Annotated in this window: 8 protein-coding genes; 6 read left to right on the top strand and 2 right to left on the bottom strand. The window is 67.6% G+C overall.

Annotation, left to right across the window (positions count from 1 at the left end):
• Positions 1–33: 33 nt before the first annotated feature.
• Positions 34–1,986, top strand: a complete 1,953-nt coding sequence (locus ACLJPD_RS10635) for an arabinofuranosyltransferase (RefSeq protein WP_410871720.1) — start codon at positions 34–36, stop codon at positions 1,984–1,986.
• A 31-nt stretch (positions 1,987–2,017) separates the two neighbouring features.
• Here ACLJPD_RS10635 and ACLJPD_RS10630 read toward each other — a convergent pair whose 3' ends face one another.
• Entirely contained in the window at positions 2,018–2,647 is a 630-nt protein-coding gene (locus ACLJPD_RS10630) for a TIGR03086 family metal-binding protein (RefSeq protein WP_410871719.1), read from the bottom strand.
• Between the two features lie 98 nt (positions 2,648–2,745).
• On the opposite strand from ACLJPD_RS10630, the gene ACLJPD_RS10625 reads away from it, so the two are divergent.
• From ACLJPD_RS10625 to ACLJPD_RS10605, 5 genes are all read left to right on the top strand, one after another.
• Entirely contained in the window at positions 2,746–3,717 is a 972-nt protein-coding gene (locus tag ACLJPD_RS10625) for a helix-turn-helix transcriptional regulator (RefSeq protein WP_410871718.1), read from the top strand.
• 232 nt (positions 3,718–3,949) lie between these two features.
• Positions 3,950–4,411: a hypothetical protein gene (locus tag ACLJPD_RS10620; protein ID WP_410871717.1), complete on the top strand. Its 462-nt coding sequence runs from the start codon at positions 3,950–3,952 to the stop codon at positions 4,409–4,411.
• Between the two features lie 191 nt (positions 4,412–4,602).
• Positions 4,603–5,103: a hypothetical protein gene (locus tag ACLJPD_RS10615; RefSeq protein WP_410871716.1), complete on the top strand. Its 501-nt coding sequence runs from the start codon at positions 4,603–4,605 to the stop codon at positions 5,101–5,103.
• Positions 5,104–5,216: 113 nt separating this feature from the next.
• Positions 5,217–8,522, top strand: a complete 3,306-nt coding sequence (locus ACLJPD_RS10610; protein WP_410872001.1) for an arabinosyltransferase domain-containing protein — start codon at positions 5,217–5,219, stop codon at positions 8,520–8,522.
• 162 nt (positions 8,523–8,684) lie between these two features.
• Positions 8,685–8,846: a hypothetical protein gene (locus ACLJPD_RS10605; protein ID WP_156677619.1), complete on the top strand. Its 162-nt coding sequence runs from the start codon at positions 8,685–8,687 to the stop codon at positions 8,844–8,846.
• 73 nt (positions 8,847–8,919) lie between these two features.
• Here the strand turns inward: ACLJPD_RS10605 and ACLJPD_RS10600 are convergent, their stop codons facing one another.
• Positions 8,920–12,252, bottom strand: coding sequence for an arabinosyltransferase domain-containing protein (locus ACLJPD_RS10600; RefSeq protein ID WP_410871715.1), 3,333 nt, complete (start codon positions 12,250–12,252; stop codon positions 8,920–8,922).
• Positions 12,253–12,279 lie beyond the last annotated feature (27 nt).

The raw sequence follows: 12,279 nt of genomic DNA, 5'->3' as shown, positions 1-12,279 counted from the left end.
GTGGAGCACAGTGAGCCGGAGGATTGCGCGCCGATGACGACCAATGACGAGGTGCGGGCGGGGCGCAGGATCTGGACCGGGGTCGGCGAAGGGGCTGCCGCCGCGGGGGTGGCACTGGTTGTGGCCGTGGTTGGGCTGTTCGCTTTTTCGGCGGTGCAGTGGCCCGCGTTCAACTCCTCCAATGTGACTCGCGCGCTGACCACGGTGGGACAGGTGGTTTCGGTCGCGCTGCTGGTGGTCTCGGTGCTGCTGATCCGGCGGCGCTTGTGGCCGGTAGTGGCGAAACTGCTGTCCTGGGTGGGCATTTCGAGCTTTGTCACCGTCACGCTCGGGATGCCGTTGGCGGCGACGAAGTTGTATCTGTTCGGTGTTTCGGTCGATCAGGAATTCCGCACCCAATATCTGACCCGGCTCACCGACAGTGCCGCGCTGCGCGACATGAACTATGTGGATCTGCCGCCGTTCTATCCGGCCGGATGGTTCTGGCTGGGCGGGCGCGTGGGCAATGTGCTCGGCATGGACGGCTGGGAAGTGTTCAAGCCGTACGCGATCGGGCTGCTCGCCGTCGCCGCCGCGGTGGCGTTGGTGTTGTGGATGCAGTTGGTTCGCGCCGACATGGCGGTGGGCGCCGCGGCCGCTGTCACGGCGATGACGTTGGCTTACGCCTCGCCCGAGGCTTATGGCGCGGTGCTCGTGGTGTTCGTTCCGCCGGTGCTGGTGCTGGCATGGGGTGCGCTGCATCGGCGCACCGGCGGTTGGGGCGCGGTGCTCGGGACGGGGCTGTTCCTCGGGGTCGCGGCATGTTTCTACACGCTCTACCTGGCGATCGCGGCGTTCACCGTGGTGCTCATGGGAGTCGTGGCGGCCGGTGCCGCTGTCTACGCGCAGCGCGCGGCGGGACGCCACGGGGTCGGCGCGCGGGCCGGTTCGTCGGTGGCGGTGCGGCAGCCCGCGTGGCGGGCCGCGATCGCGCCGTTGACGAAGCTGATGGCGATCGGCGGTATCGCGATCGTGCTCGCGTTGGTGGTGTGGACGCCCTATCTGCTGAAGATGCTGTCCGGCGCGAAACTCCCTTCCGGCAGCGCGTTCCACTATCTGCCGGAATCCGGCGCCCAGCTGGCCTTCCCGATGCTGGAGTTCTCCTTGCGCGGCGCGCTGTGCATGGTCGGCGTGCTGTGGCTCGTGGTGCGGGCCGGGTCGTCAAGGCGCGCACAGGCATTGGGGATCGGTGTCGTATCGATCTATCTGTGGACGCTGCTGTCGATGCTGGCGACCGCCGCAGGCACCACCCTGCTGTCGTTCCGGCTGGAGCCGGTCCTGCTCGCTTTGCTCGCTGCCGCAGGCGTTTTCGGCTTCGTCGAAGGTGCCACCGCCATCTACCAAGCCTTGAACGAACCGGCGCCCCTGCGAACCGCGGCCGCCGCGATCGCAGTCCTCGGCGCCGTGGCCTTCGCCCAGACGATCCCCACCGTGCTCACCCACGAGATCGACACCGCCTACACCGACACCGACGGCAACGGCGAACGGGCCGACCAACGTAAGCCTTCCGCGGTCTCCTACTACCGCGACATCGACGCGGCACTGCTGGACCGAACCGGGCGTCCCCGAGACGAATCCGTCGTCCTCACCGCCGACACCACCTTCCTGGCGTTCTACCCCTACTGGGGCTTCCAGGCCCTCACCTCCCACTACGCGAACCCCTTGTCCGACTTCAAGGCCCGCGCCGCCACCATCGCCGACTGGAGCAAACTCCCCAACTCACCCGCCCTCGTCGAGGCCCTCTCGAAGTCCCCCTGGCGAGCCCCCGACGCCTTCCTCTTCCGCAACGACGGCGACAACTACACCCTCCGTCTGGCCGAAGACGTCTACCCCAACGACCCGAACGTCAAGCGCTACACGGTGTCCTTCCCGAAGTCCCTCTTCACCGACCCCGCCTTCACCGCCACGGAATTCGGCCCCTTCACGCTGATCACCGTGCGCCGCTGACGTACTGCCTCCTGCCGAAGGCGGCTCCGGCTCAGACGGTGGTGCGGCCGAGGTAGTGGAGGAGTTCCTCGGTCGCGCCGGTGGCGTCTCCCTCGACGATGGGGGCGTAGGCGCCCCACTGGCGCAGCGGTTCGATGATTTCGGCGTCGGTGCCGCTGCCAGGGGCCGGGTGAACGGTGCGGGCGGCGGTCAGCAGGTGGGCGGAGAACTCGTCGGTGAGGGGAGACGGCTGGCCGGTGGCGATCGCGATGTCCCAGGCGTGGACTGCCGCGTCGAGGGCGGCCAGAGTCGCGGCGACGGGGGTGGGGAGGTCGCCGTGCGGGAGGGGGGTGGGGACGGTGGTGGTCTCGGTGGAGACGGTGGTCCAGGCCGCGGCGGTGTGGTCGATGGCTTCGCGGACCAGGGCGGCGGCGGTGCCGTCGATGGTGCCGGACGGGTCGAACGGGTTGTCGGCGGGGCCGGGGCCTACGCCGAGGGCGGCGGCGAAGGCGAGTTGGTCGCCAGCCGCGTGCTGGATCACCTGGGTGACGGTCCATTCCGAGCAGGGGGTCGGCAGGTTCCACTGGTCGTCGGCGATGCCGGCGACCACGTCGCTGAGGGCCTGGTAGGAGGTGGCGACCACGTCGCGCCAGACGGTTTCGAGGGAATCGGTGGAGTTCATGATGGAGCCTTTCGTTTCGGTGGTCACTGTTTCGGTGATGACTCCAGCCTAGAAACCCATTAGGCTCGTTTCTTTCCTAATTTTCGACGAGGTGGGAAATGGCTGCGACAACCCCGCGCGTACTACGTCTGCTCGCCCTGCTGCAGGACCGCGCCTATACCGGCCGCGAGCTCGCCGACCGCCTCGACATCACCGAACGCACCGTGCGCAACGACATTTCGCGACTACGCGAACTCGGCTATCCCGTGCACGCGGAACGGGGCGCGATCGGCGGCTACCGCCTCGGCCGCGGCGCGACCATGCCACCACTACTCCTCGATGACGAGGAGGCCGTCGCGGTCGCGCTGTCCATCGCCGTAGCGCACGACGGCTCGCTCGCCGTCTCCGACATCGGCGACCAGCTCACCAGAGCCCTGCGCAAAATCGAACAGATCCTCCCGAAACGCCTGCAGCGCAAAGTTTCCGCGTTGCGCGATGCCACCGAGATCGGCCCCGCCACCACCGGCTCACGCGAACCGGACGCGCCGGTCGCCACGGGCATCCTCACCACCCTCGCCGACGCGGTCCGCCGCACCACCGCCGTGACGGTCCAAACATCCGACGGCACAACAGAACTCGAGCCCTACCGACTGATCAACTGGCAACGCCGCTGGTACGTCGTCGCCTACAGCATGCGGACCCATGACTGGACCGCGATCCCCGCCGCCGGAATCATCAGAGCGGAGAGCGGCGCTCGCGTGTTCGCCCCACGCAAGCTCCCCGACGACGACCTGGTCGCCTTCGTCATGCGCCACATCGCGTCCACCGGCTGGCGCGTGCACGCCCGCGTCACGGTCCTCGAACCCGCCGAGACCGTCATCGCCAGGATCAACCCCGCGGTCGGCGTGGTCGAGCCGATCGACGAGCACTCCTGCGTGCTGCTCACCGGCGCCGACGCGATGGAGACGATCGCGATCTACCTCAGCATGTTGATGATGGATTTCCGCGTCGACGGCCCGCCGGAACTGGTCGCGCACCTGCGCACGCTGGCCCGCCGCTACACCGAGTCGGTCGGCACTCAGGCGGGCTAATCATGTCCCGGAACCAGGTGTTCATCCCACTTCACAGCACTACACTGACGGGTGCGGCATGGTCTCCGTCGGCGGTTGAACAACTCCCCGGCGGCTGGCGTTGGAAACAGATCCTGCACGTCACGGGTCCCGGCGACCCGCTACCGGAGGAGGACGTATGTCCGATCCGTTGCACACGAGGGTGTGCCTCACCGGTCTGAACTGTTCATGCCCGAGCATCAGCGTTTTCCTGGTGCCCGAACCGCTGGTTCTCGGCGGGCAGATGATGCACCTGCTCGAACAGGCGCCCGTCGCCGGGCGAATACCCGAGCCGACCCCCGACGCCGCGCTGATCGACCTGATCCAGGCCGTGCGCACACCGCTGGACACCCGTGGACTCGCCCGCGCGCAGCAGGTCGCGTTCTCGGGACCGCGCCACGATCCGCCCGCCGCGCGGGCGGTGCTGCACGACCACCTCATCGAAGAACCGTGGGGCCTGGACGTGGACGATCCGGCCGAGCTGACCCGGCTGCGGATGCTGCCCGAACGGCGCATCGGGGTGCGGCGCATCGACGATTTCCAGGCACACTCGGTCCGCCAGGCGATGGCGGCCGTGTACCAGTATTTCGCGATCGATCAGCGCATTCCGCTGGTCTATCACGGTTTCGCCGACCCACGTGACGGCTGGTTCGCGCTGCGGGCGTCGGCGGCGTAACCCGAAGCTGTGTCGATCGACACCCGGTAGCCACTGATGTGCGGACGAGCGATAGACCACATTATTTCGGTCATGGTCGACAAACCGCACAGTCGGTGTGGCGGGCCGTGTACGCTGCGAAATGTTCACATTTCGGCCGACCGAAATCAGTTTGTGGTACCGCTGATCGGTACGGATGCAGAGGTATAGCTATGACGCTCAGCAGACCGGAGCGGATCGATCTTCTCTTGGCACGAGATCGTGAACCGGAACCGCGAGAACAGCTCGAATCGCTCGGCGCGATCGAGCGGTTCGTCATCGACACCACCATCGCCATGCTCGCGCCCGGGCAGAAGTTCGCCCTGCTGTGGTCGTTGCAGGTCGGCGAGCAGGCTGTCGCCGGGGTGCAGATCAAAGAGCGTGACGGCACGGTCACCAACCTGATGCCGCCCATCGAGGTGCTCGAATACCTCACCGATCACAAGCGCATGTCCTACAACCCGGACATCGGCGCCTGGCTCAGCGCCGAGATCTTCATCGCGGGCCCCACCCGCTACAAGACCAACTACTCCACCGTCGCCGTCGCGGACTGGATGCCGGAGGTCACGACCGACGACCTCACCGCCGAGTTCGCCGCCTTCCCCCGTCCGGACGCCGAGATCCCCGACTGGGCCCGATCCCAGCTCGACTGGGACGCCCGCCGCACAGGCTAGAGCGGCACCGTCGGCGCCCGTTGAGGGCGGCGCCCACCCGCGCACAGGTTCGATGGATAGCATCAACCCCCGTGCCGGACCGATCTGAACGTGCGTTCACCCGATACCGCCTGATCGCCCTCGTCTGCGGGCTGCTCGGGTTCGTGCTCGCCCTGCTCACGCCGCTGTTGCCGGTGCGCCAGGACCGCGCGACTCTGGACTGGCCGCAGGCGGGCGCGACCAGTGTCGAGGCGCCGCTGGTGTCGTATGTGCCCCAGCAGCTCGACGCGCAACTGCCGTGCACGATGCTGAGTGGGCTGCCCGACAACGATGTGCGCGGGCTGCAGGGCGACTACGTCACCCCGATGACAACCACGCTGCTGACCACGATCCCGGTCGACTCCGGCCAGACCGCCAGGGGCCTGAGCGTCACCTCCCGCGACGGCGTACTCACCGTGCAGGCACGCGACGTGCCGATGCTGTCGGCGCCACTCGCGGAGATCGCCACCTGCGACCGCATCTCGATCCGATCCACCATCGCGGCCACCACCGTCGAGTTCGAGGGCGTGACACGCAAGGACGGCACCCCGTTCCGCAACACCGTCACCGTCGACAAGCGCCCGCAGATCGTAGGTATCTATACCGACCTCGACTCGGACGCCATCGCAGGCGCCCGGCTGCACGTCGATATCGACTCTCGCTTCACCTCCACGCCGACCACGCTGAAACTGGTGGCGATGATCGGTGCCGGGGTCTTCACCCTGCTCGCGCTGATCGCCCTGCACCTACTCGACACCACCGACGGCCGCCGCGCCCGCCGTTTCCTGCCCCGGCACTGGTGGCGGATCACCCCGACCGACGTGGTGGTGGTCGTGACGCTGCTCGGCTGGCACGTGATCGGCGCCAACACCTCCGACGACGGCTACATCCTCAATATGGCGCGCGCGTCGGGCCCGTCGGGCTACATGGCGAACTACTACCGCTGGTTCGGGGTGCCGGAGGCGCCGTTCGGCTGGTCCTACGAGCTGCTCGCCTGGATGACGAAGATCTCCGACGCCAGCCCGTGGATGCGCCTGCCCGCGCTCGCCGCCGGACTGGTCTGCTGGGCGGTGATCAGCCGAGAAGTGCTGCCCCGCTTGGGGGCTCGCGTGCGTCGCGACAAGGTGGCGCTGTGGACGGCCGGCCTGGTGTTCCTCGCCTTCTGGCTCCCCTACGACAACGGCCTTCGCCCCGAACCGCTGATCGCGGCCGGCGCCCTGCTCACCTGGTGCCTCATCGAACGCGCCATCGCCACCGCGCGCCTGCTGCCCGCCGCCCTGGCGATCCTCGTCGCCGCATTCTCGCTGGCAGCGGGCCCGACCGGTCTGATCTGTATCGCCGCCCTGATCGCAGGCACCCGCCCGGTCATGCAGGTCATCATCAAACGAGCCCAGGGTCTGCGCCCACGTCGAATCGCGGCGGACAGCGAGTTCGACGCCGCAGCTGACAAGCCTTCGGCGGATCGACTGTCGCTGGGCGCCAAGATCTTCCGTTACGCCGCGCTACTGGCTCCCGGCGTCGCGGCGAGCACGCTGGTGCTAATCATCGTCTTCGCCGATCAGACGCTGGCCACCGTCATGGAGGCCACCCGGGTCCGCACGCTCGTCGGCCCGAACGTCGCCTGGTTCGACGAACGCACCCGCTGGGACTCGCTGTTCATGCTCTCTCCCGACGGCTCACTGGCCCGCCGTTTCGGCGTCCTGGTGATGCTGCTGTGCCTGCTCGTCTGCGTCCTGCAGGTCCTGCGCAAGGGCCGCATCCCCGGCACCTCACGCGGCCCCTCGGTACGCATCCTCGGCATCGTCTTCGCCGCGCTCCTGCTGATGATGTGGACGCCGACCAAGTGGACCCATCACTTCGGTGTCTACGCGGGTCTGGCGGGTTCGCTGGCGGCACTGGCCGCGGTAGCGGTGGGTACCAACGGAATCAGAGCACCACGCAATCGAGCCCTGTTCGCGGCGGCCGTCCTGTTCCTGCTCGCGATGACCTTCACCGGCTCGAACGGCTGGTGGTACGTCTCCAGCTTCGGTGTCCCGTTCTGGGACAAGGCGCCGATGGTGGCGGGGAAGGGTGTTTCGACGCTCTTCCTCGCACTCAGCATCCTCGCACTGCTCGTCGCACTGTATTTCCACCTGCGCGACCCGTACCGAACACCGAAGGACACCGGGCGTTTCGATCGATTCGCGACCATGCCGCTCACCATCGCGGCGGCTCTGCTCGTGCTGTTCGAGGTGGCGTCGATGGCCAAGGGCGCCATCACCCAGTACCCCGCCTACTCCATCGCGAAGTCGAATCTCAATTCGCTGCAGGGCGATACGTGCGGTATGGCCAATGACGTGCTGGTGGAATCGAATACGGCCGACTCCCTGCTCACGCCCTATACCGGCAATCCCGCCGACGGACTGAACGCCGAATCCACCGGCTTCACCCCGGACGGCGTGGCCGACGACCTCACCGCCGACGCCGACGAAACCGTGGTCGGCGGTGCCAACTCGGTCGACTCCGATTCCGCCAACAAGACCACCAAGACCACCGGCGCGGGCACCGGCGGTGGCACAAGCGCCGAACCCGGTATCAACGGCAGCACCGTGGCCCTCCCGTTCGGCCTCGACCCCGCCCGCACCCCGGTCCTCGGTTCCTTCCAGGACGGTGTGCAGCAGCAGGCGAAGCTGACCTCACAGTGGTATCGCGTCGACCTCGACGAGAGCGTGCGCGGCGATTCCAGCTATCAGGCCCTCGTGATCACCGCGGCGGGCCGGATCCGCTACGTCGACACCGACGGCGTCGTGCACTACGGCCAGGATCTGCGGGTGGAATACGGCACCCGGGCCGCCGACGGTTCCGTCGAGGTGACCGGCTCGGTCGCACCGCTGGATATCGGGCCGTCACCGTCGTGGCGAAATCTGCGCGTGCCGATCGATCAACTGCCCGTCGGCGTGAACGCGGTGCGCCTGGTGGCCGCCGACAACGACATCACCGGCAAGCAGTGGCTCGCGGTCACGCCGCCGCGGCTGCCGAAACTGGCCACCCTCGACTCGGTCGTCGGGCACGAGGACCCGGTCCTGCTGGATTGGCACGTCGGCCTCGCGTTCCCCTGCCAGCGCCCGTTCGAGCACCACGACGGCGTGGCGGAGGCCCCGAAGTGGCGGATTCTGCCCGACCGGGTCGGCTCCGACGCGTCCAACGCCTGGCAGGACGACATCGGCGGCGGACCGCTCGGGTGGACAAATCTGCTGTTGAAGGCCGAGACTGTGCCCACCTACCTCGACCACGATCTCGGCCGCGACTGGGGCTCGCTGGAGCGGTTCACGCCGTATCAGCCCGCGCCGCCCGCTGAGATCGGGGTGACTGTGATCGATCAGTCCGGTCGAGCGAAGGAACCGGCAATTCGGGCGCAGTGATGCGACTGGCAGACACTGGCAGCGTAAGGGCAGTGACCAGGCACTGGTGCATGTCTCTTACGAAACACTCAGCGCCCGTTAGGGTTTCGATTAGATGAAACAGCTGTAAATGACAGGGCGAAGGTCCTGTGCCTGCACGTTTGAGCACGTACGCTGGTGGGTATGACAGGAGCCTTCGATGACATGGATCTACGAGATCTCGTCGAGTTGCTCAGCAACGACGAGAAGCAAGAACTACGACCGGCCGTAATGCGGGTACTGGAAAGACTGCCTTCACAAGAGGTTTTACGCCGCGACCTGAACCGTCGCATGCTCAACGTCTGACTCCTGTCCCTCATACGACCGAAAAGGCGCGGACCACTTTTGTGATCCGCGCCTTTAACTGTCAGGGCCGAGGTCAGAACACCCGTAGTGGCCCCGGGCTCCACAGCCCGTTACGTGGGGCGGTGTCGGTCTCGAGCTTGGCCGGTGTCGCGTCCATGTACTGGTCGTAGCGTTCCAGCGAGCCCCAGTCGCGGGCCCAGTCGTCCTTCAGATAGGTCGGGATGGTGACCCGGGCCGCCAGCATCTGCGTCATGCCGAGCGGGCCGCCGAACTCCTGCGCCTGCCAGGTGTCGGTCGACGAGATCGCCAGCGGACGGTCCGGCAGGATGCGGTAGTTCGCCACCTCGGCCACGCCGTTCTTGTGCGCGAACGGACGCTGGCAGGGGAACTGCAGACCGACGGCCCAGTCGAGCAGCACCGGCTGATCACGGCCGATGAAGGTGTCGAGAGTCTGCAGCTTGGGCACGCGCGGCGGGGTGAACGCCAACCACTGGTCGCCGATCAGGATCGGGTCGTTGACCATCACGCGCACCGCGTCGACCTCGGCGGGAAGGTCGGCCAGCGGCACGCGCAGGTTGCGCCACGACGGCGCGGGGCCGATATCGCGCGGTTGGTAGGCGCCGAGCGTGGTGACGCTGCCGTCGGCGTTGCGGGTGCCGTATTCGACGAACAGCGCCTGGCCGTACTTGTCGGAGCCGGAGTCGTCCTTGGAGGCGATGCGACCGGCCGCGCTGATCACGACCAGCGGCGCGTCGTCCGAGCGGGCGGGCAGCCCGTACCAGGCCGATTCCAGGCGGGCGGGCTGCTGCATGCCCTCCTGGTAGGAGCCCAGAATCGGGGTCTGCGCGGGGTCGAGGCCGAACGGCAGCGCCACGGTCGAACCGTTGATGCCGCGCGCTCCCTCACCACCGCCGGTGCCGGCGCTCTCGCCTTCGGCGAAGGCCGCGCCGACCGACTGGTTGCTGGTGTTACCGGTGCCCGGCTTCACCTCGACCGCGTCGGCCGACAGGTCGCCCGGCACGCCGTTGGGGGTGAATCCGACCGATCCGGTGCCGGCCAGTGGATCGTTGGGATCGGTGAACGGACGGGCCGGGTCGACGATCGGGTCGAGCCTGCCGCCGTTCGGGTCGGATTCGACCAGCACGTCGTTGGCCAGGCCACACGAGTTGTTGCTCAGCGCGTCGATGTTGGAGCGGCCGATCGAGTAGCCCGGGTACTGCTGGGTCGCGCCCTTGACCAGCGAGAGCACTTCGAACAGCACCATCAGGCCGACCACGATGGTCAGCGGGATGGCGGCGAACTTGCGAATCCTTCTGCCGCGCTCGGTCTTCGCAGACGGCACCGGCCGCACGTAATCCTCGCGCAGCGCGGACCAGCCCACCAGCGCCAAAGCCACGCCGAACAGGATCAGCATCACGGTGTTGGAGTTGATGCCGCTCACCGAGATGGTCCTGTCGAACCACGGCACGCCGTAGCTGGACACGTACCAGTAGCCGTTGATGCCCGAGAACGACAGCGCCAGCACGAACAGCAAGCCGGCCAGGAAGATCGCCCGGTTCTTGCGTGAACGCAGCGCGCTCTGCGACACCGCCACCGCCGTCACCGCCGCGAGCCCACCCGCGATGCCCGCGTAGGCGCCGAAGTGGTGGGTCCACTTGGTGGGGTTGAACATCATGAAGAAGATCGTGCCGAAGACGATCCCCATCAAACGCCAGGTCGGACCCGACGCGATCCCCGGCACCTGACGGCGGCGCAGCAGCACCAGCAGCGTGGTGAACAGGCACAGCAGCATCACCAGGAACGCGAAGCGCCGCGCCAGCGAGCCGTCGACGGTCTCGACGAACATGTAGTAGTAGCGCAGGTAGTCCTCGTACCAGGCCAGGTTCGGGCCGGTGGCCTGACGCACCCGGTTGGCCTCCTGGATGCCCGCGAAGGTCTGGTCGCCATAGACCACCGTGAGCACGAGTACGCCCGCAGAAGCGATCGGAGCCAGCAGCGCGACCGTGCCGAACTGGCGATGACGGCGCACGATGATCCGCACCAGCGGCCGGATACCGGCCAGCAGCGCGGCCACACACATCAGCCCGGTGGGCGCGGCGGCCAGGGTGAACGCCGCGATCAGCACCGCGATACCCGCGGGCAGCAGGCGGCCGGTGGCGATGGCGCGTTCGATGGAGACCCAGGTGAGCAGCGCGCCGAGGGCCACGATCGGCTCCGAGCGCAGGCCGTTGTCGAACGGCAGCCAGAAAGCCAGGAACACCAGGCCGCCGGTCCACAGCGCCACCTGGCTGCGCTTCACCGCGTTGCCCAGGCGCGGCACGACCTCACGGCTGATCACCATCCAGCACAGGATCGCGCAGATCAGCGCGGGCACGCGCACCCACGGGCTGGCCGTGGAGATCTCGGCGAACACCTGGATGACGTAGTAGTACCAGCCGAACGGCGCCTCGGGGACGCCGTACCAGCGGAAGTAGTTGGCCATATAGCCCGCGTCGGGGGCCACCCGCACCATCGACAGGATGTAGCCGTCGTCGGAGGTGTTGGCGCCGACGAAATGCCAGACCAGCAGCGTGCCGATCACCGCGCCATCAGCCCAGGTGGGCTTCAGCCAGTTGCGCGGCAGGAAGCGGCGATGCCCGCGACCGTCACTGCCGTCGAGGCGGCCCAGCGCGGCCAGCGCCAGCAGGGTGCACAGCACGGCCGCGACGATCGCGACCAGCTTGATCAGCGACGGGCTCGACGAGAAGCGGGTGTCGATCGTCGAGGTCAACGAAAGACCCTGCGGCACCTCACCTTTCAGATCGGTGAACACACCCACGATCTGCGGGCGAAGGTCACCGGCGAGCTGGCCCTGTACGGGCACCTGCACGGTTTCCATCACACCCGGCTGACCGGCGACCGGCCGCTCGACCTGCTTGGTCAGACCGACGAACTCCGCACTCGTGCGGTTCTGATCGGACTTGATCACGATCGCCGAGCAGCCGTCCATCGCCGATCGCTCGGCCGACGCGACCACCGCGTTGCGATCCACCACATCGACCGCGGTGTCGGACACGCGCACGAACAGCGCCTCCAACGCCGCGCGATCACCCTGCGCGGGCGCGGTCGCCAACAGCATCCCGCCCTGCTCGGGCAGCGTCGACACCGCGCTACACGGAATCGACACATTCAGATCGATCGGCACCTGCGACATCAGCGGCGCCTGGATATTGCCCAGCGTCCCGTTCTGCGGCCAGTTCACCTGCGCGGTCGTCTGGGTGACCGGCAGGAACGGCGTGGCCACCGCGAACAGGGCACCGAGAATCCCGGCGACGATCGCGATCCATCGCGCGGTCCGGAAGTCTTTCGCGGATGCCACCGGTTCGGCAGGAGGCTTGGAGAGAACAGCTGTTGCGGCGTCTGGCACGGTTCGACATGCTATCCGCACCCCGGC

Origin of the sequence: Nocardia sp. A7 (genome assembly GCF_046549215.1) — a bacterium.
Classification (GTDB): Bacteria; Actinomycetota; Actinomycetes; order Mycobacteriales; family Mycobacteriaceae; genus Nocardia.
Note: the sequence above shows the minus strand (reverse complement) of the source record. Positions and strands in the feature narration are given on the sequence as shown.

What these genes read in the sequence shown, in the direction of transcription:
- ACLJPD_RS10635 (WP_410871720.1), top strand. Translation starts at nt 34, where the DNA reads ATGACGACCAATGACGAGGTGCGGGCGGGGCGCAGGATCTGGACCGGG.
- ACLJPD_RS10630 (WP_410871719.1), bottom strand. Translation starts at nt 2,647, where the DNA reads ATGAACTCCACCGATTCCCTCGAAACCGTCTGGCGCGACGTGGTCGCC.
- ACLJPD_RS10625 (WP_410871718.1), top strand. Translation starts at nt 2,746, where the DNA reads ATGGCTGCGACAACCCCGCGCGTACTACGTCTGCTCGCCCTGCTGCAG.
- ACLJPD_RS10615 (WP_410871716.1), top strand. Translation starts at nt 4,603, where the DNA reads ATGACGCTCAGCAGACCGGAGCGGATCGATCTTCTCTTGGCACGAGAT.
- ACLJPD_RS10605 (WP_156677619.1), top strand. Translation starts at nt 8,685, where the DNA reads ATGACAGGAGCCTTCGATGACATGGATCTACGAGATCTCGTCGAGTTG.